The following is an 18,853-nucleotide window of genomic DNA, read 5'->3' on the forward strand; positions in this document are numbered from 1 at the left end:
TCCACTCCTTCTCTACACTACGTATTTGCCTTCTTTCATCGTTACTTTGGCGAGGCTGCCCGCAGCAACGCCCGGAAGCTCGACGAGCATCACCTCGTCAATGGCGTAAATTTGCTCTATGGCCTCCGTCAATTGTACAAGCTCCGGTTTCTGCAAGCGGAAATGGAAAAGCGTCGTCTGCGTTTGAGCGCTGCTGTCTTTTCCCGATTCTATCTTGACGCTCGCGATACGAATGCCCGATTGCTGGAGCCTGGCCGTGACTTGCCCGAGAATCCCGGGCCGGTCCGCTCCGATCCGGACCAGCATTTCTTGCCGCTTTCGCCTTCCTAGAAGCCGCTTCTCCCACTTATTCAAAAAAAACAAGCTGACGAGCACGAGAAAAGTCACCACGACGGCGCCATAATAAAAACCTGCCCCAACGCATAAGCCAATAGCTGCCACGACCCAAACGGATGCCGCCGTCGTGAGGCCGGAAACGGTCGCACCTGTCCGCATAATCGCTCCCGCGCCCAGAAAGCCGATGCCCGAAATGACTTGCGCCGCCAGCCGGGCGGGATCCATTCTGACGTTCGGCTCGCCGGCGAACTCGCCGAAGCCGTAGATCGACAACAGCATAATCGTCGTAGATCCGAGACATACCAGAATATGCGTGCGAAAGCCGGCCGCATGATTGCTCCACTCGCGCTCCATGCCGACGAGCCCCCCGAGCAGCAGCGAAACAAGGACACGAAGCGTTAACTCGAAATGCGAAATATGCCATATACTCGTACTGACCGTTGCCACTAGCGCATCACTTCCCGTTTCACCTTACTGATATAGCCTGCAGCGGACTTGCTGTCCGTCTCCCGCCGCTACGAGGGGAATATCGTGCTTACAGGCTTCCGCAGCAAACGGGCAGCGGTGCCGGAAGCTGCAGCCGTCGCTTGGCACGCCCGCCTTGAGGTCGATCACCTCGATAGTTGCCTCCGGGTCCTTCCACGGATCGGGAGAAGAGTGCAGGAGCAGCCGCGTGTAAGGGTGCTTCGGATTCGCAATGACAGCCTCCGTCTCCCCCGACTCCACCACTTGCCCGGCAAACATGACGATCATTTTATCAGCCATATAGCGCGCGCTGCCCAAATTGTGCGTAATCAGTATATAGGCCATTTGGCTGTCCGCCTTCAGGTCGAGCATCAGGTTCATGACATCGACGCCAATGGACACATCGAGCATGGAGGTCGGTTCGTCCGCAACGATAATTTTCGGATTCAGCCCGAGCACCTTGGCAATCACGACGCGCTGCTTCTGCCCGCCGGAAAGCTGATACGGGTGCTTTTCGATAAATTCCTCCGCGGGCGTTAAACCTACCTTGGTCAGCAGCTCCAGCACTTTCCCCCGCACATCGTTCACCTGCTTGTTATGAAGCTGCAAAGGTCTGCCGATAATATAGCCGATCGTATGCTGAGGGTTAAGGGCGGCGAACGGGTCCTGAAAAATCATCTGCACATGGCGGGGCAGCTCTTTTTGCAGCTGCCGGTTGTGCCGGAGCGAAATCCCGTCGTAAATAATGTCGCCATCGGTCGGGGGAATCAAGTTCGCGACCATGCGGGCGATCGTGCTTTTGCCGCTCCCCGATTCGCCTACAACCGCCAACACTTCCCCTTGCCGGACGGTAAAATTCACATCTCTGACCGCATGGAATTCGCTCTTCCGAAACAGCTTGCGTGTTGTAAACGTTTTACTGAGCCCTTTCACTTCCAGCAGAGACCTGCTCATGCGCGATTTCTCCTTCCGTGTAGAGATGGCAGGCTACATACTTCGACCGGCCCGTTTGGCCCGCCGGTTCGGCCGTATGGCATTGCGGCATGGCATGCTTGCAGCGGGGCGCGAATCTGCAGCCGGGCGGCGGCGAGATCAGATCCGGAGGACTGCCCGGAATGCCCTCCAGCTTTATTTTGGGGCCGGTAAGCGCAGGAAACGCACCGAGCAAGCCTTGCGTGTAAGGATGCTGCGCCCCCTTCAGCAGCTCCCCGCGGCCGGCGACTTCGACCAGTTTTCCCGCATACATGACGCCGATACGGTCGCACATTTCCAGCATGAGCGGCAAATCGTGCGTAATAAACAGAACGGAGAACCCGAATTTTTGCTGCAGCTCCATCACTTTCTTGATAATGCCGTTCTGGACTACGACATCGAGCGCTGTCGTCGGTTCGTCCATAATCACGAGGCTCGGCTCTAGCGCCAACGCCATGGCGATGACGACACGCTGCCGCATGCCGCCGGAAAGCTCGTGCGGGTAGCTGTTCAGCCGATCCGGAGGCAGGTTGACCAGTCCGAAGAGCTCCTTGCACGCTGTAGAGCGTCGCCGGCCGACATTTTGCGATGCGTCACAATCGTATCGACCATCTGCTCGCGAATACGCATCACCGGGTTCAGATTGTTCATGGCGCTTTGCAGCACGAATGAAATCCGCGACCAGCGCAACCGGTCAAATTCGGCATCCGTTAAAGCGGTAAGTTCGGTGCCCTCCAGCCGGATGCTGCCTTTCGTCAATTGCGCAGGGGGGCGCAGCAAGCGACTGATGCCGAACGCGGTTGTCGATTTGCCGCAGCCGGACTCGCCGGCCAGGCGAATATTTCGCCTTTTCCGATCGATAGGCTGACATGATCAACTGCCCGGACGTTACCGCGATGGGAAACATATTCGATGCACAGGTCTTTAACTTGAAGTAAATCCGGCACGTTATTCTCCTCCTGACGATGAAGCAAATCTACAACGCGGCGTTGCCCCGGTTGGCCCGGTATTTTTCCAATATCCCGTTCCCGATCAGAATAAACCCGAAGCAAAGGAAGGCAATGGAAAGACCGGGAGGCACGATCCACCACCAAGCTCCGTACATGATGGCATTATTGGCGTTAGCCAAAGAGAGCATTTGGCCCCAGCTTACGCTGAGCGGATCGCCGAGACCGAGAAAAGTGAGCCCGGCCTCGGCCAATACGGCCCCGGTCGCCAGCAGCACGAGGTTCGCTAAAATAATCGGAATCAGATTCGGCATAATTTCCTTGAACATAATTTCCCAGTCGCTCATGCCGACCATTCGGGCCGCTTCCACATAACCGCCGCTTCGTTCCGCCATCGCTTGGCTGCGAATGCTTCGCGCCATGCCGAGCCAGCTGATCATCCCGATAATGAGTATGGTTGTGCCGACATTAACGCTCGGAAGGAAAGAAGCCAAAATGATGAGCAGTACGAGCGCAGGGATAATGTTGAACAAATCCACGAAGCGCATAAGCACCTCGCCGATCCATCCGCCCTTGAAGCCCGAAAGCAGGCCGACCGTCACACCCAGTACGGTAGCGAGCGCACCGGCGCAAATCCCGACGAGAAAAGAGGTGCGGGTGCCGTAAATCAATTGGCTGAGCACATCTTGGCCGTAGCTGTCCGTTCCGAGCCAGTGCCCGGCGGACGGCTTCATCCAGGTCGGAAACCCGAGCTTGTTGACGGGATACGGGGCCAAATAAGGGCCAAGCAGCGCAACTACCGCAAACAGCACAAACAAAACGAAGCCGGCCTTGCCTTTCTTGCCCGGGATCAACGACCAAAGCGAAGCTGTTTTGCGAAGTACGGATTCCATAGGCTATGGTCCTCCCTTTATTCCAGCGCTACCCGCGGATCGATCAAAGGATAGATCAAATCGGCGAGCAGGTTGAAGAAGATGACGGATACGGCAATACAAAGAAAGATGCCTTGGATCAGCGGAAAATCGTGATTGAGCACGGCGTTCAAGGTCAGCATCCCGACGCCCGGGTACGAAAAGACGATTTCCGCCGTAAGCGCTCCGCCGATCACATGGCCGAGCGAGTTCATCAGCCCCGTGAACGAAGGCAGCAGCGCATTTCTGGCACCGTACATATACTTTCTGCGCCTTACGGATACGCCTTTGGCTTTGGCCAGCAGCATATAATCCTCCGAAAGCACGCGCATCAAATTGTTGCGAAGCACGAGGATATGGCCGGCGATCGATGCGAGCATTAGGGTCGTAACCGGCAGGATCGCATGGTGCAAAATGTCTTTCGTCTTCCCCCACGGCGTGAAGATGTCATGCTGCGCCGCCATGGCCCGCCCCATCGGAAACCAGCCCAGCTTGAGGGAGAAAATAAGGATAATGACTATCGCTACCCAAAAGTAAGGAATCGAATTGAGAAAGAAAGAGCCGAACAAGGTGGTGTTGTCGAACGCCGAACCTGCCTTCCAGGCGCCTTTGACCCCGATGAGCCAACCGAGCAAATAACTGAGGAACGTTGCGGTTAACACAATGCCGAGCGTCCACGGCAAAGCCTTCATGACGATCTCCAAAACCGGGGTAGGATAGTTGACGTAGGAGATCCCCAGATTGCCGTGCAGGAGCTGCCACAAATATTGCTTGTATTGATACAAGAGACTCGGATTATCGAGGCCGAATTGAACTTTCAACGCCTTGATCGTCTCGGGCGAGCCGAGCCCCCGGGACGAGGCCAAGTAATCGGCAGGGTCTCCCCCGACGACGCGGGGGAGAACGAAGTTCAGCGTAATGGCTGCAAAAAAAGTGACAAGAGCAAAGCCTATTCGTCTCAATAAGTAAGAAGAGTTATATCGCATCGCTTGCCCTCCCGGCTGTTCACTTTTTCTTCATCGTCCGGATGGCGATTGCGGAAGTGAGCGGCACTTGCTCGTTCAGATCGGTCAGCCGATCCGTCCGATAAATCGCCTTCCCGCCGACGGTGTACATAACGGCCAGCGGCGCAAGGTCGGCGATTTTTTTCTGTACTTTCTGATACAATTGTTTCCGTGTGTTCGCGTCCGCCGACGCGGCTTCATCGAGCCATTTATCCACTTCGGCATCGCGGAAACGCATATAGTTCAAGCCGGGGGTCGGAGTGCCGGACGGCGCCGTCGCTTTGCTGTGGAAAATTTCAAGCTGCGCTTGCGGATCGGAAGGCGCATTGATGACGAGCTGCACGATGTCATAGTCTCCGCTCATCATCAATTTCGTCAGCTCCGGGACCGTTGCCGTTTTGATCGTTGTTTCGATGCCGATTTCTTTCAGATTCGCGGTAATCATCGCACCTTGCTTGTTTTGAGTGGCGGAGTTGGCGGTCATGTAGTAGGTGAACGATAACGGCTTGCCGCCCTTTTCATAGATGCCCTTCGCATTTTTCGTGTAGCCCGCATCGGTTAAATATTTTTCAGCCGCCTTCAAATTAAACTGATACTCCGGATTGTCCGGCAAGCTTTTGTTGACAAGGTCGCCGAACACAATGGATAGGTATCCCGGATTCGGAATAAATACGCCGTTAAACTCGGTCGATTCTTTCAGCGTTTTGCGGTCAATCGCCAGCTGGATCGCTCTGCGCACCGCAACGTCGTTCAGGCCCGGCTTTTCATTGTTCATAACCAAGTTGTAACTAAGGGGCGCAGGATACAGCTGCATCTTGCTTACCGGATTCTCCAATACTTTCGGCAAGCTTGCGCTCGATATTTGCGCAGCCAGATCAATATCGCCCTTCTCAATCGCGAGCGATAGCGACGCCGTATTGTTGAAGCGGTTAATGATCAATTGGTCGATATTGGCCGCGCCCGCAAAGAAGTCCGGATTTTTCTCCAAAATGATAGCGCTCTCATTTATGCTCTTGAATTTGTAAAGGCCTGTCCCGACAGGATTCTTGTTTTGGAACGCAGCCGCGTTTTCTTTCTCGAAAATGTGCTTGGGCATAATGTACGTATTGGGGGCCGACAAATAGTACGGCAAAGACGGAAATTTGGCGCCTAATTTGAATATAACCGTGTCTTTGCCTTCCGCGACAACTTCCTTCAGCCGTTTCTCTCCCCACAGGTTCGTTAAATCCAAAGCTTTGTTGTCCCTCAGCACGTTAAAGGTGTAGACGACATCGTCCGCTGTAAACGGCTGCCCGTCATGCCACTTGGCCTTCGTGTTCAGTTTCACTTTAAACGTCAGGTCGTTGTCCAGCCACGAGCTTTCCAGCGCCAAATCCGGCTGAATTTCTCCCTTGACCGCGTTGAAGTAAAACAAATGGTTGAAGACGTAATCGAAGAAGTCCGGGTACGTCGCGGTGAGATTCCCCGTCGGCAGCAAGGGATTGAAGTTGGTTACCGACTCCGGATTGATAATACCGGACAAATTGATGAACGTAGGCGGACCGGACGGCTTTGGCGAGCTTGTTGCGGCATTATTCCCGCTCGCTGCTGTATTGCCCGTTCCTGTGCTCCCCCCCGAGCATCCCGCCAGCGCGCTGAGCGATAGTGCCAGCGAAAGGAGCAGCGCGGCTGTTCGTGTTGTTTTCCCGATTCTCATTTCGTGAAAAACCTCCCTTTGTGTTATCGTCGGGCCTGAGTCAGGCTCGCATTCCCTCAAGCCACGGTCCGATCATAGCCGGGCGGGGCGAGCGCCGTAAATAAACGATTTCTGATATGTTTAACGTCTTCCCGTTTGGCGCTTGTTCGGCGGGAGGGTAGTTTTCTGACATCATGAACCTTTTTGCAATTTCAATAAATTTCGTCATCCTTCAGCTTGTTCGGCGCATGATGCTCGCGGTATTCCCCGGGGGTCAAGCCTTCGTATTTTTTAAAAATCCGGTTGAAGCTTTGCTGGTTCGCGTAGCCTACCGATTCGCCGATCGCCTTCACACTGAGCGAGCTTTCCAGCAGCAGTTTCTTGGCCCGCTCCAGACGAAGCGAGATCAAATATTCCATAAAGTTCATGCTGATCTCGTGCTTAAACAACCGGCTCACATAAGAAGGATCCATGTTTAACTTATCGGCAATCCCGCCCAGAGAAATATCTTTGTCGAAGTTGGCTTGAATGTAAGCGACGATTTCCTGGCCCACATTGCTTTTCTTGGCTTCGTATAACTGATTCAGGCTCTCTTTTGCCTCACGATAGTAGGCTCTGAACCACTCTGACAATTGATCGATAGTCTCCTGCTTCATCACCTTGTCGTACAGCTGGGGCAGCCCTATATCCCCCTCTGGCGTTAGTCCGAGCTCCAACGATCTTTGATACACCTCTTCCGTCAACTGCAAGTAAGCGTGCTGGATAAATCCGAACGGATAGCTCTCCAGCGTCTTCATAAAATCATGAAACGCTTCCAGCCCCGATTCCGCCCGCGAATCCTCCGCTTCCCTCAGCTCGGCGAGAAGGTCTCGCTTGAATTCCTTCAGCCGATTCACGACGGAGATGCTTGGGCCGTGCTCGCCCTTCATCGACGAGTGGACGGCGATGACCTCATAGCCTTTGAAGGCCCGTATTTCCAAAGCCTCGAGCGCCTCCTGATACGACACAGGGATATCCCCGCTATGCGGTTTCATGCTGCCGATCCCGATGCTCACTGTGATAGGCAAATAGCTGCGGATGTGCTGCAAAATGGTTCTCATCGCATCTACCGATTGTACGGAAAAGTCCTCCTTCGAAAGCTCTCCGCGCAAATTACAGATCAGAATGACATCCTTGCTTTCCGTATTGACGGGCATTACGTGAAAGTAGGTTTCGGCCAGCTCCTCCGCCAGCTTGGAAATAAAGTACCGCAGCAAGCTTTGGTCTTGGCTCGAATAGGCCGACACAAACGTCGGGTAATTGTCAATCCGCAGTATGGCGACAAAGAAAGCGTACCGGGTGACCGGCATCCCGTAATATTCGAAATTGCGGTTTCTATCCTCGTGGTTTCTCGTCTGCTCATGCAGCACGGAGCCGAGAAAGCTTTGCCGCAGCACCGGCATGTTTTCCTTCAACCGGTGCTCCAATACTTCTCCTTTTTCCTTCATCGTCCGCATAGCCGAAAACAAAAACGAAAATTCGCTTTTATCGTCCTTGCGAAAAGCTTCCCCCGCATCCTTGCGTTTATTTTGCGCATATTCGAACAGGGAGTAGATGGGCTGATAAATAGCCTTGGCCATTAATAAAGCACATATTACCGCCACGATCATGCTGAATGCAGCCAACACATACATGAACGTCTGTATCTTCTCGCCGCGCGCGAGCATAATGCGGGTAGGCAGCACATCGATGTACTTCCATCCGGTGTAAGGCGACGTAACCGAACTGAAGGACAACTCCGTATCGCCGATGGATTGAGTGAACGAATCGATATCGCTACCCAGCAGCTTTTGGATCCGGCCGAATTGTTCGGGGGCGACTTCTTGTCCGCTTTTATTATTGTAGGCGTGCAGGCCATCCGGGCTGACCATCCATATTTCCTCCCCTTCCCTCAGCAGGCGGAAAGACGGGCTTTGGAAGACGGATTGCTGATTCACATTGACGACGATCGCCCCGGAAAAGTCGTTCCCGACGAGCGGAACAGGACGGATTAACGATACCTGCGACGACTGTTGCGGATTCCCTCCAATCCCCGCCTGGGAGCCGCGTACGACCCATTTGCCTTCCGTGCGCTTCATCCTGTTGAAAATCGGGAGCCAATCCTTATCTTGGAAATCGGCGATCTTTTCCATGCCGGTAAGGGTTACCTGTACCATGCCCGAATTTTTATAATAAACATAGATGGAAGTTATGTAGGGAGACGAGGCATAATAATTATTCAAATAATCCTGCACGGTCGAAAGTTCCTTGCTCATGTCCTCAACGCTGCCGGCCGCCATTAAGTCCGACAGCTTCCTGTCCTTGGCGAGTTGAATCGCCATTTTATCCATATCGTCCAGAAGGTTGTCCATCAACCGGCGGGTTTGCTCCAGCATTTGCAAGCTGGATTGCCCGACCTCCTTTTGAATCGACGATTGGCTGTACCAATTTCCGAAGAAACCGACAACCAATACGGGCATAACGACCAAGGCGAGTAGACTCAATAAAACGCGGAAAAACAAGCTGCGAAAACGAAAATTGGTAAATGCGAGACGCAGCAGGGCTACCATCGACCAGATCCCCCTCTATTTTGGAGCATTCTATATCAACCATGATAATTCGAATGCTGCACTCCCGTCTATCATTGTTGGCGGCGGCAACTTCCGGCGCGGGCATTATTATAAAAATCGAAAAACCCTGTACCAACCGGTACAGGGCTTTTCGCGCTTCGGAAGCGATTATTTTTTCGTTACAAGCTCCAAATCAACCGGGATAAATTTCTCCACTTTCTCCCCTTTTAACACTTTCAAAGCGGTTTTTACGGCCGTGTCGCCGATAGCTGCCGGTTTTTGCGCTACCGTGGCAGCCATTTTACCGTCATTCACCGCTTTTACCGCATCGTCCGTAGCGTCGAAACCGACCACTACGATGTTTTTCCCGGCGGCTTGAATAGCTTGCAAGGCACCGAGCGCCATTTCGTCGTTGTGAGCGAATACTGCCTGAATGTCTTTATTTCCTTGCAAAATGTTTTCCATAACCGACAAGCCTTTGGCACGGTCAAAATCGGCCGGCTGCGAAGCTACGACTTTTACGCCATCCTTGCCATCCACCGCATCGTGGAACCCTTTGCCGCGATCGCGGGCAGCGGACGTTCCGGCAATCCCTTGCAGCTCGACGATATTTCCTTTGCCTCCGAGCGTCTTGAGAATAAAATCGCCGGCCATTTTGCCGCCTTTGACGTTATCCGAGGCGATATGCGTCACTACGTCGCCGCCATTAGCCGCTCTGTCGACGGTAATGACCGGAATGCCGGCTGCATTTGCCGACTTGACAGCCGTTACGATCGCATCGCTATCGGTCGGGTTGATCAAAATCAAATTGACTTTTTTCTGAATCAGGTCTTCGATGCCGCTGATTTGCTTGGCCGTATCGTTTTGGGAATCCACGACAATAAGCGAGGCCCCTGCTTCCTTGGCGGCCTTATCGGCGCCGTCCTTCAATGTGACGAAGAAAGGATTGTTCAAAGTAGAAACGGATAAACCAATCGTGATTTTGTTGGACGCGGTACCGTCTTTGGCCGGCTCGGCCGTCTTGCTTCCGCTTTCGAGCTTCGATTGTGTCGAACAACCGGCAAGTACCATAAATACGGCAACAATTAAGGCCAAAATCACATTCGTTTTTTTCATTTTCCCATGTCTCCCTTGGTGTCATATTTAGCTTCGCGATTTCGAGCGGTCCAACAACACTGCGATCAGAATGACGGCGCCTTTGACAACCTGCTGATAAAAAGAAGATACGTTCAACAGATTAAGACCGTTGTCAAGCACTCCGATAATCATGGCGCCGATTAGCGTTCCTACCAACCACCCCCTGCCACCGGATAAGCTGGTGCCTCCCAAAACGACCGCAGCAATGGCATCCAATTCATAGGAAGTGCCTGCCGTCGGCTGGGCCGAATTCAACCGCGAAGTCAAAATAATTCCGCTGAATGCAGCCAGCAATCCGCTGATGGAATAGACCCATATTTTAATGTTGGAAGTGTTGATCCCCGATAGCCATGTCGCGTCTTCGTTGCTGCCCAAGGCGTAAACCCGTCTTCCGAACGTCGTATGTTTCAGCACAATGTAGAGCACGATAAAAGAGCATACCATCCATACGATAGGCATCGGAATATTGAAGAAGAAGCCTCTGCCGATCAGCGCGAAAGCATCGCTCAATCCGGTAATCGGTCTTCCTTGCGTATACACCAGCGTCAACCCTCGAAAAACCGTCATTGTAGCGAGAGTAGCGATAAACGGCGCCACTCTGCCCTTAGCCACCAAAAGCCCATTGACGGCTCCCATCAGCGCGCCGCAAACAAGTCCTGCCAGAACGGCTACCCAAGTGTTCGTTCCTCCGGCCATCATCCCTGCGGTAACAGCGCTTGACAAAGCCAAGACGGATCCAACGGATAAATCAATCCCGCCGGTTAGGATGACGAACGTCATCCCAAACGCAATCAACGCATTGATGGAAATTTGCCGAAGGACGTTAAATATATTCGAAACCGTAAGAAAATCGGAATTCACGATCGACAGTACGATAATGATCAGCAGCAAACCGAGCGTTGGACCCAAACTCTGTATTTTGACCGCCGCTTTTGAATTCGCTTTCATCTTCGCCTCGTTTAACAAAGCGTTTCCCTCCCTGTAGCGCACAGCATAATATTTTCCTGACTCGCTTCCGCTCTTGCAAATTCCCCTGTAATGCGCCCTTCATGCATCACCAGTATGCGGTCGCTCATCCCCAGCACCTCGGGAAGCTCGGAAGAGATCATAATGATCGCGACCCCTTGCGAAACGAGTTCGTTCATCAAATCATAAATTTCTTTTTTGGCCCCGATATCGACGCCCCGTGTAGGCTCATCCAAAATTAGCACCTGGGGCTTGGCGGCAAGCCACTTGCCGATGACCACTTTTTGTTGGTTGCCGCCGCTTAAAGAGCCCGCTTTTTGTTCGCCGTTCGAGGTTTTAATCAGGAGCTGCCGAATCGAATTTTCCGTCAGCTGATTTTCCTTCTTGTACTTCATAAAGCCGAAGCGGGATAAGGCGTTCAGATTAGGTAGCGCCAAATTTTCTCTCACGGATAAAGAGAGCAATAACCCCTCTCCCTTCCGGTCCTCGGTAATCAAGGCGATGCCCGCCCGAATTGCGTCAACCGGACTCTTGATGGCTACCGGCCTCCCGTCGAGGGATACTGTCCCCTTATCGGCCGGGGCAACCCCGCAAATCGCTTTGGCCAGCTCGGTTCGCCCCGCGCCCATGAGCCCCGCGATCCCCAAAATTTCGCCGCTCCGCACAGCAAAAGAAATATCGTGCAGCTTGCCTTTCAGCGACAATCCGCTAACCTTCATTTTCTCTTGCCCCGGCTGGACTTGAACTTTAGGAAAACGGTCTTTGATTTCACGGCCGACCATCATTTTGACGAGCCGGTCCATCGACGTGTCCGAAATTCGTTCTGTCCCTATATACTGCCCGTCCCTTAAAACGGTAACCCGATCGCACATTCGGAATATTTCTTCCATGCGGTGGGAAATATAGACCATGCCCACCCCTTTAGCTTTCAGGGTCGTAATGACTTCGAACAGCGCATCGATTTCCCGGTCCGTAAGTGCTGCCGTCGGTTCGTCCAACACCAATACTTTGGCGTCCATCGAAAGTGCTTTCGCAATTTCTATCAGCTGCTGCTGGCCGACGGACAATTCGCTGACCTGCATGCCCGGATCCAGTTCAAGCCCGAGCTGCCGCAAATACGACCTCGCTTCGTCTTTCATTTTTCGCCAATTGATCCAAGGGGTTCGACCCACTTTAAATTCTCGGCCTAAAAAAATATTTTCCATGATGCTTAGATGAGGAATAAGGTTCAGCTCCTGATGGATGATTGCGATCCCCAGGCGCTGCGCAGCCGAGGGAGAAGCAATCTGGACGGTCGAACCTTCCACCGCAATGCTGCCGCGATCCATCCTATAAATGCCGCCGACTATTTTCATCAGCGTCGATTTTCCCGCCCCATTCTCCCCCATAAGCGCGTGGAGCTCGCCTTTGCGCAACTCGAATTGGACGTTTTCGAGCACTTTCACGCCGGGAAAGCTTTTACAGACGTCTTTCATTGCAAGCAATATTTCGGACACCCGGATCACCTCCTAGAAAATAACACCCGATTCAAGGACAATATTGGCATATGGCGTACATTCTCCGGTACGGATCACCGCTTTGGCCTGATGAGTCAACAATTTAAGCTCCTCGTGGCTAAGGGTGCTCTCTGCAATGCCCGACATGGCCGTTTGAATTTGGCGATGAATGTCGGGATTGCGGGTTCTCGTCTCTTGCGCGATGTAATATTTTTCGACCTGCATCTCCTCCAGAACAGTCCTCAGCGTATCCATAAAGGAGGGCGTTCCGTTCTTCAATGCCAAATCGATTCGTCTGACGTGGCTGGGAATCGATAATCCGCTGTCGCAAATCACGATTTTATCGGTATGGCCCAATTCGCTAATCGTTTGGGAGAGCAAGCTGTTCAATGTCCCTATCTTCTTCATGCTGTTCCTGCCTCCAATGATTGTGTAAATCGCTCCACTTCTTGAATGGTCGGCATTCCTTCCTGCGCTCCGTATTTGGTCACCGCTAACGCGGACACTCGGGATGCAAAGGCAACGGCTTCTTTCAAGGTATAGCCTGTAGACAGCGCGTAAGCCAGTCCCGCATTGTACGAATCGCCGGCTCCTACAGTATCAACCACGGGGACTTTGTACCCCGGCAGTTTGCCGAATTCGCCGTCTTCCGTCAAATAAGCGGAACCTTCGGCTCCAAGCGTCGTGATGACATTGCGGACACCTTTATTTTTTAGAGCCAACATGGCTGCTTGCAAGGAACCTGGCTCCGTCTCCAAGTCGAGTCCGGTTAACACGCCGAGCTCCGTCCGATTCGGTGTCATATAATCAATGAGCGGATACAGATCTTCCGGGAGAGCTTGCGCCGGAGCCGGATTCAACAAGATGGGCTTCCCGAGCTCGCTCGCTTTTCGCACCGCGTAATCGACGGTCTCGACAGGAATTTCCAGCTGAAGCAAAATCAGATCCGCAGCGTTCAGCAGCTGCTCGTGCAGCTCGATTTCTTCCGGCCTCAATTGCCCGTTGGCTCCCGGAACGACGACAATGCAGTTGTCCCCGCCCGACAACAAGATGGAGCGATGCCGGTTGCCGCATGCGGCACTTGCTTGACCGCATTTCGCGTTACGCCATTTCTCTGCAAAGAAGACAACAGCTCTTGACCGAAAATGTCGTCCCCGACCGCGCCGATCATCGTGCTGCCTGCTCCCAGCCGGGCGGCGGCGACCGCTTGATTGGCGCCTTTCCCGCCTGGCAGGAATTGGACGTTTTCGCCCAAAAGAGTCTCGCCAACGTGGGGGAACGCCGGCGATTTAACAATAATATCCATATTCAGACTTCCGATAACGACTAGATTTGGTCTGCTCATAGTTGCGCCTCTTTTTGCGTTGATTTTCTCGGGACAAGCGTGACATCCAATTCATAAATTTCGTTCGTATCCAGACTGCCTTCGATTTTCTTGATCAATAATCGGGATACGATGGCGCCCATTTCGTAAATAGGCTGGGCAACCGTAGTTAATTCGGGCTCCATGATTTCCGCCATTTGAATTCCGTCGAAGCCGCATACCTTCACTTGATCCGGCACCCTGATTTGCATACGGTGAAGCGCTTTTAGAGTCCCAATAGCCATAAGGTCGTTACCGGCGAAAATCCCGTCGATATCCGGGTGGCCGTGAAGCAGCGTCTCTGTCGCTTGCATCCCTCCGTCGATTCGGAAGTTTCCCGGCACCATCAGACTCGGGCTGTACCAAGGCAACGATTTCACGGCATCTTCGTACCCTTTCATTCGCTCCTGCGCCGTAATCAAATCCCTCGGCCCATAAATATGAGCTATTTTACGGCAGCCGGACTCCAATAAATGCTCGACGGCCAGCCGGGCACCTTCCCGGTTTTTGGAGCGGACCACGCTGCAAATATGGTTGTCGGGCGCCCGGTCCAGGCACACGATAGGAATGCCGTTCACATTGATTTGCTCCGCGTCGTGCTTATTCAGCGTATTGGATGCGAATATGATGCCGTCGATATATTTCTTTTTGAGCAGCTCGATATAGGTTCGTTCTTTCGCCCCCTGATCGTCGGAATTGCAAAATATGACGGTATACCCGTATGTCGACGCCACATCCTCCACGGCTCTTGCGAGCTCCGGAAAAAAAGGGTTGGAAATGTCGGGAAGAATAAGCGCGATCGTTTTCGTTTGTTTCCCCGCCAACCCCCGCGCAACGGAACTTGGCTCATAGTTCAATGTCTCAATCGCTTTTTTGATTTTAAGCTCCGTATCGATGTTGACATATCCCGTTTTGTTTAAGTAACGCGATATGGTGGCGACGGAAACACCCGCCAGTTTGGCGACATCGCGAATCGTAGCCATTTGCTCTCACCCGGCTTCCAGCTGATATAAGTAAACGGTACCATATATGTTTCATTAGTACAAAGATTGATAAAAATTGATATGTTTCAAATTTCAAATCGTATATGTGGTACCGGTTACACATTCAATATAAATCGGTATCGGCAAATAGTCAACTCCTAAAATCCGATTACCGTTATTTGCCTCCATCATTGGATTCAAAAAACAAAAAAACTCTTCCGAAGAAGAGTTTTTCGCGAATATGCAATGCGGTCGAGAGGACTCGAACCTCCACGGCTGTTACACCACTAGAACCTGAATCTAGCGCGTCTGCCAATTCCGCCACGACCGCACGATAGTATCGGTTGCCGCTGCCACGCCGCTTGCGCTGGCGCAGCCCGTTTCAACCGGCGAAAGTTATAGTACCACGGCCCCGGGGGCACTGTCAAGCTTGCCGCAAATCTAAATATTGGCGGCTTGCTGCTGCGCTGCCGCGGACTTGTCGATGCGCTTGGCGCGCACGAGAAAAGCGATGGAAATAAGCGCAACGCCGTTGAGCGCGAACACGAACGGAATGGAGATGGCGCTGCCGAGAAAGCCCCCGACCATCGGCCCGATCATTATGCCGATCTGGTTGGCCGACTGGTTCAGCGAGAACGCCCGCCCGCGGTACGACGGCTCGGTCAGCCGTACGATAAGCGCATTGAGCGACGGATAAACGGCCGCGAAAAACAGCCCGTACACGAAGCGCAGCACCCCGAAAGCGATATAATGATGAAACGCGATTTGCAGCAGGTTGCCGATCCCGCCGCCGATGAGGCCGAAGAACAGCATCCGCCCGTATCCGAACTTCGTCCCCAGCTTGCCCCATTGCGGCGAGGCGAGTGCGGTAGCGATTCCGACTGCGGAAAAAATGATGCCCGACGCCACCTTCGCATCGTTCGCGTTGACGCCCAGCTTCAACACGTACAGCGTAAGCAGCGGCTCGACGATCATGACGGACATCGAAACGATCGACACCATGCCGAAGACGGATATGAGCAGCCGGTTATGGGATAGCTCCTTCAGGTCGCTGATTACGCCGGCGCGCTTGCCCGAGCGCTTGAAGTTCTCTTCTTTCGCGCCGAACCAGGCGATGAAAAAAGCGAACAGGACGACGCACCCCGCGACGAGAAACGACTCGCGGTTGCCGACCCAGCGGCTGACGAAGCCGCCCACGACCGGGCCGACGATGCTGCCGACGGCGTTCGAGGTCGCCATGACGCCGAGCGCGTAGCCCACTTTATTTTCCGGCGTATTCGTTCCTACCATGCGATCGCCGACGGTACATAGCCGGCTAGCAGCCCTTGAAACAAGCGGACGACGATGAGCTCGTACGGATTATGCACAAAATAGACGATAAAATACAGTATAGCGAGACTTAATCCGGAGCGGAGCAGCATCGGCTTGCGTCCGTACTTGTCGGCGAGCGAGCCCCAGAACGGGGAGATCAAGGCGCTGGCGAAAAACGTAATGCCGAAAACAAACCCCGACCACGTCTCAAGATGGTCGTTCACGCCGAGCTCGTCATGCAGAAACAAAGGCAAAAACGGGATAACGATCGAATACGCGGTGCTGCAAAAAAAGACGCCCGTCCATAGTACGAGCAGGTTGCGTTTCCAAGAAAAGGACATGCTTTCCACCACTTCCTGTCCGTTCATGTATGGCTGCTAGTCGTATCATATCACGTTCGGACAGCCGCGGGTGATCACGGTTCGTTGTCACCCGTGAAAGAAAATTTATTTGACACACTAACTAAACCGATTTGATCGCTTGTATGATACCGTTTAACAGCTGTTCCGGCATCTCCACATCGGATGAATACGCCGTAGCCGCGACGATAAGCTGCAGGGCGGGAACGACAAAAATCCGTTGTCCGAAAGACCCGGCCGCATAGAACGTATCGTATTGCTTCGTTTGGCCTTGGACCAGCCCGGGAGCGAGCGGCTTGAGCCACCAAAAATAGCCGTATCCGCCTTGGCTGCCGTCCGGATAATTGAGCCATGCGCGCTTCATCAGCGACTCTCGGATCCAGCGTTTCGGAATGACCGTTCTGCCTTCCCACAGTCCTCCCTTTAAGTAGAGCAAGCCTATTTTGGCCATATCGCGAAGGGTTAGCGCCATCGCCCAAGCACCGATGCTGTAGCCTTGCGGATCGGAATTCCACAGCACATTCGTGATGCCGAGAGGCGCGAACAACCGGGACTTCGCATAGTCCAAGAGCGGCTGCCCAGTCGCTTTGTGCAGCACGGCCGACATCAAATGCGCATCGCCGTTGCTGTAGTTATATTTCGAGCCGGGGGGGTATTGCTGCGGCTGCTCCAAAACAGTCCGAATCCAATCCGGCGAATACATCATCGCTTCCGACGATTGATTGCGGTCATCGGCCCACTCCAAGCCCGAAGTCATGCTGAGCAAATGCTTGATCCGGATTTGCGATTTGAGCGGATGCTTGTTCAGCTCCGGAAAAAAATCGGCGAGCCGCTGGTCGACGCTTTTCAGCTTACGGTCGGCCAAAGCAATGCCGGCCAGCGCGGACGTGATGCTTTTCGTTACCGAATACATGTTTTGCGGCTTATCGGCGCCTGTTCCCTCGCTGTAATGCTCGGCCACCAGGCAGCCGTTACGGACGACGGCAACGCTGCGCACTTGGCGCTCACGGAACGCTTCAATCGTCCGCTCGATCGCGGCCGAATCCATCCCTTGCGCTTCAGGCGACGTTACCTTCCATCCTTCTGTCGGCCAGTATGAAAGCGAATCGGCGTTCGCGGCGGAAGGGCCGGACGTTCCGGCGGCCTCTGTGTTCGACGTACGCCACGGTTTCTGGTGTCCGCCCCCTGCCACAGCCGGCAGAGCGACATCCAATCCCCTTCCTGCGCGCTTTTTCTTTTTCATTCCACTCGTTATCCTTCCGATAATAAAAATTTTATGTTTGTCATGTCAACATGTTACTCCTCATATATGAACCGTTTGTGAAGCTAACTTAAAAATTTGCTGAAAGGAAGCTTAATTTAAGATTAAAAAAAGAACCCTTCGCGGGATCCGTTTGGCTGGAATATGCAGCTAAAACGCTTTGCGGCGCTACCGTTTAAAGGGCTTGGAAGCGGCTTCGATTTTGCTTGACAAATCCTTATTTGAAAACGGGATTATATGACTAAAATCGATAAGCACGCTCGTTGAATAGCGCACGGCCCGGAGGGCATGTTAGGAGAAGGATTCACAACGTTGCGGCAGAGGAGGAACCGATCATGAAGAAAGAACAAATTCGCGCGCTGGAGCCGAAATATACCGGCAATACGCGTCATCTGAGCGAAGGGGAAGCGGCGGCCATCGTCCATGACCCGGCGAATGAAGCGGCCGGCGCCGGTTTGCCGGACGCTCCGTTACTGCCTCTCGGAGCCGCCACATCCGCCAACCGCAACCCATAATCAGGCGGCGAAAACGTCTACCGCAGCCCGGCCCTCTGTGCTATACTTTTTACAAAGCGTCAATATGGAGCTGCTATAGGGCAAGGGGGATTTGCATGAAAACGTACTTCGTCCGGCTGTTCGAACGCATCGTCTTCTTGGGATTTACGTTCGGCTTGCTGTGGGTGCTGTTTATTTTGGCCGATAGAGGCAGCGGAAGCTCGCTGCTCGGCAGTGCGAAATATTATTTTTGGATGGTGCTTCCGCTTGTCGTGTTCGGCATCATCTACCATGCGGCGGAGCTTTTGTTCAAGCGGGGCGGCAACGAAGCCGCGGAATAAAACGCCCGTGCGAAAAGGCCGGATCCCTGTCATCGGGGATCCGGCCTTTTCGCATTCGCGGCTTCGCGCGCATAAGCCTGGTAGCGGCGCCCTGCGTCAAGCACGGCGTCGTAAACGGTGCGGCCGATGAGATAGCCGACTTCGGTCGCGGTGCCGGCATAGCGGTGCAAAGGGCCGCGGCCTGTGGCCGCGACGAGCACCGCATCGGTCGTCGTGCCCGTGGCGTAGGCGGGCGCGTCAGGCG

19 protein-coding genes, 1 tRNA gene and 1 pseudogene are annotated in these 18,853 nt (G+C 53.4%); 2 read left to right on the forward strand and 19 right to left on the reverse strand.

The window, feature by feature from the left end; genetic code table 11:
• Window positions 1-12 precede the first annotated feature (12 nt).
• The 18 genes and pseudogenes from SD70_RS13200 to SD70_RS13275 form a co-directional block, all read right to left on the reverse strand.
• Entirely contained in the window at window positions 13-783 is a 771-nt protein-coding gene (locus SD70_RS13200; RefSeq protein ID WP_156158010.1) for an MgtC/SapB family protein, read from the reverse strand.
• A 24-nt stretch (window positions 784-807) separates the two neighbouring features.
• Complete coding sequence (locus tag SD70_RS13205) at window positions 808-1,755, reverse strand: ABC transporter ATP-binding protein (RefSeq protein ID WP_041048014.1); 948 nt, start codon at window positions 1,753-1,755, stop codon at window positions 808-810.
• The gene (locus tag SD70_RS38005; RefSeq protein ID WP_394297962.1) at window positions 1,718-2,254 is read right to left on the reverse strand and encodes an oligopeptide/dipeptide ABC transporter ATP-binding protein; all 537 of its coding nucleotides are present in this window, start codon (window positions 2,252-2,254) and stop codon (window positions 1,718-1,720) included. Before SD70_RS38005 ends, SD70_RS13205 begins: the two co-directional genes overlap by 38 nt.
• 29 nt (window positions 2,255-2,283) lie before the next feature.
• A complete protein-coding gene (locus SD70_RS38010) occupies window positions 2,284-2,634 on the reverse strand; it encodes an ATP-binding cassette domain-containing protein (protein ID WP_394297964.1) in 351 nt (116 codons plus the stop codon).
• A gap of 115 nt (window positions 2,635-2,749) precedes the next feature.
• A complete protein-coding gene (locus SD70_RS13215) occupies window positions 2,750-3,613 on the reverse strand; it encodes an ABC transporter permease (RefSeq protein ID WP_052487387.1) in 864 nt (287 codons plus the stop codon).
• A gap of 17 nt (window positions 3,614-3,630) precedes the next feature.
• Window positions 3,631-4,617, reverse strand: coding sequence for an ABC transporter permease (locus tag SD70_RS13220; protein WP_041048015.1), 987 nt, complete (start codon window positions 4,615-4,617; stop codon window positions 3,631-3,633).
• Window positions 4,618-4,636: 19 nt separating this feature from the next.
• Entirely contained in the window at window positions 4,637-6,331 is a 1,695-nt protein-coding gene (locus SD70_RS13225; RefSeq protein WP_041048016.1) for an ABC transporter substrate-binding protein, read from the reverse strand.
• 191 nt (window positions 6,332-6,522) lie between these two features.
• On the reverse strand, window positions 6,523-8,898 hold the full coding sequence (locus tag SD70_RS13230) for a helix-turn-helix domain-containing protein (protein ID WP_041048017.1): 2,376 nt from the start codon (window positions 8,896-8,898) through the stop codon (window positions 6,523-6,525).
• Window positions 8,899-9,066: 168 nt separating this feature from the next.
• Window positions 9,067-10,014 carry a ribose ABC transporter substrate-binding protein RbsB gene (rbsB, locus tag SD70_RS13235; RefSeq protein ID WP_041048018.1) on the reverse strand — a complete coding sequence of 316 codons (948 nt, stop codon included), beginning with the start codon at window positions 10,012-10,014 and terminating at the stop codon, window positions 9,067-9,069.
• Between the two features lie 27 nt (window positions 10,015-10,041).
• A complete protein-coding gene (locus SD70_RS13240) occupies window positions 10,042-10,983 on the reverse strand; it encodes an ABC transporter permease subunit (RefSeq protein WP_041048046.1) in 942 nt (313 codons plus the stop codon).
• Window positions 10,984-10,994: 11 nt separating this feature from the next.
• Window positions 10,995-12,497: a sugar ABC transporter ATP-binding protein gene (locus tag SD70_RS13245; protein WP_041048019.1), complete on the reverse strand. Its 1,503-nt coding sequence runs from the start codon at window positions 12,495-12,497 to the stop codon at window positions 10,995-10,997.
• Window positions 12,498-12,509: 12 nt separating this feature from the next.
• Complete coding sequence (gene rbsD / locus SD70_RS13250; RefSeq protein WP_041048020.1) at window positions 12,510-12,905, reverse strand: D-ribose pyranase; 396 nt, start codon at window positions 12,903-12,905, stop codon at window positions 12,510-12,512.
• Window positions 12,902-13,492: a PfkB family carbohydrate kinase gene (locus SD70_RS39795; protein WP_331436779.1), complete on the reverse strand. Its 591-nt coding sequence runs from the start codon at window positions 13,490-13,492 to the stop codon at window positions 12,902-12,904. The genes rbsD and SD70_RS39795 overlap by 4 nt, the downstream gene beginning before the upstream one ends.
• Complete coding sequence (locus tag SD70_RS39800; protein WP_156158012.1) at window positions 13,489-13,842, reverse strand: PfkB family carbohydrate kinase; 354 nt, start codon at window positions 13,840-13,842, stop codon at window positions 13,489-13,491. The genes SD70_RS39795 and SD70_RS39800 overlap by 4 nt, the downstream gene beginning before the upstream one ends.
• Window positions 13,839-14,843, reverse strand: coding sequence for a LacI family DNA-binding transcriptional regulator (locus SD70_RS13260; protein WP_041048021.1), 1,005 nt, complete (start codon window positions 14,841-14,843; stop codon window positions 13,839-13,841). Before SD70_RS13260 ends, SD70_RS39800 begins: the two co-directional genes overlap by 4 nt.
• A 247-nt stretch (window positions 14,844-15,090) precedes the next feature.
• A tRNA-Leu gene (locus SD70_RS13265) sits at window positions 15,091-15,174 on the reverse strand.
• Window positions 15,175-15,284: 110 nt separating this feature from the next.
• Window positions 15,285-16,495: pseudogene (locus tag SD70_RS13270) on the reverse strand (MFS transporter).
• Window positions 16,496-16,616: 121 nt separating this feature from the next.
• A complete protein-coding gene (locus tag SD70_RS13275) occupies window positions 16,617-17,756 on the reverse strand; it encodes a serine hydrolase domain-containing protein (protein WP_052487388.1) in 1,140 nt (379 codons plus the stop codon).
• 353 nt (window positions 17,757-18,109) lie between these two features.
• Here SD70_RS13275 and SD70_RS13280 point away from each other — a divergent pair, with 353 nt between their 5' ends.
• A complete protein-coding gene (locus tag SD70_RS13280) occupies window positions 18,110-18,289 on the forward strand; it encodes a hypothetical protein (RefSeq protein WP_041048022.1) in 180 nt (59 codons plus the stop codon).
• 95 nt (window positions 18,290-18,384) lie between these two features.
• Window positions 18,385-18,609 carry a hypothetical protein gene (locus tag SD70_RS13285; protein WP_041048023.1) on the forward strand — a complete coding sequence of 75 codons (225 nt, stop codon included), beginning with the start codon at window positions 18,385-18,387 and terminating at the stop codon, window positions 18,607-18,609.
• Between the two features lie 29 nt (window positions 18,610-18,638).
• On the opposite strand, the gene SD70_RS13290 is transcribed toward SD70_RS13285, so the two are convergent.
• Window positions 18,639-18,853 (reverse strand): adenosylcobinamide amidohydrolase (locus SD70_RS13290; RefSeq protein ID WP_041048024.1); only part of this gene is annotated, 215 nt, incomplete at its 5' end.

Source organism: Gordoniibacillus kamchatkensis (assembly GCF_000829455.1).
Lineage (GTDB): Bacteria > Bacillota > Bacilli > Paenibacillales > NBRC-103111 > Gordoniibacillus > Gordoniibacillus kamchatkensis.

Excerpts from the sequence above, each read along its gene's own strand:
- SD70_RS13205 (WP_041048014.1), bottom strand. The coding sequence starts at position 1,755 with ATGAGCAGGTCTCTGCTGGAAGTGAAAGGGCTCAGTAAAACGTTTACA.
- SD70_RS38005 (WP_394297962.1), bottom strand. The coding sequence starts at position 2,254 with ATGCGGCAGCGTGTCGTCATCGCCATGGCGTTGGCGCTAGAGCCGAGC.
- SD70_RS13215 (WP_052487387.1), bottom strand. The coding sequence starts at position 3,613 with ATGGAATCCGTACTTCGCAAAACAGCTTCGCTTTGGTCGTTGATCCCG.
- SD70_RS13220 (WP_041048015.1), bottom strand. The coding sequence starts at position 4,617 with ATGCGATATAACTCTTCTTACTTATTGAGACGAATAGGCTTTGCTCTT.
- SD70_RS13225 (WP_041048016.1), bottom strand. The coding sequence starts at position 6,331 with ATGAGAATCGGGAAAACAACACGAACAGCCGCGCTGCTCCTTTCGCTG.
- SD70_RS13230 (WP_041048017.1), bottom strand. The coding sequence starts at position 8,898 with ATGGTAGCCCTGCTGCGTCTCGCATTTACCAATTTTCGTTTTCGCAGC.
- rbsB (WP_041048018.1), bottom strand. The coding sequence starts at position 10,014 with ATGAAAAAAACGAATGTGATTTTGGCCTTAATTGTTGCCGTATTTATG.
- SD70_RS13240 (WP_041048046.1), bottom strand. The coding sequence starts at position 10,983 with ATGAAAGCGAATTCAAAAGCGGCGGTCAAAATACAGAGTTTGGGTCCA.
- rbsD (WP_041048020.1), bottom strand. The coding sequence starts at position 12,905 with ATGAAGAAGATAGGGACATTGAACAGCTTGCTCTCCCAAACGATTAGC.
- SD70_RS39800 (WP_156158012.1), bottom strand. The coding sequence starts at position 13,842 with ATGAGCAGACCAAATCTAGTCGTTATCGGAAGTCTGAATATGGATATT.
- SD70_RS13260 (WP_041048021.1), bottom strand. The coding sequence starts at position 14,843 with ATGGCTACGATTCGCGATGTCGCCAAACTGGCGGGTGTTTCCGTCGCC.
- SD70_RS13275 (WP_052487388.1), bottom strand. The coding sequence starts at position 17,756 with ATGAAAAAGAAAAAGCGCGCAGGAAGGGGATTGGATGTCGCTCTGCCG.
- SD70_RS13280 (WP_041048022.1), top strand. The coding sequence starts at position 18,110 with ATGAAGAAAGAACAAATTCGCGCGCTGGAGCCGAAATATACCGGCAAT.
- SD70_RS13285 (WP_041048023.1), top strand. The coding sequence starts at position 18,385 with ATGAAAACGTACTTCGTCCGGCTGTTCGAACGCATCGTCTTCTTGGGA.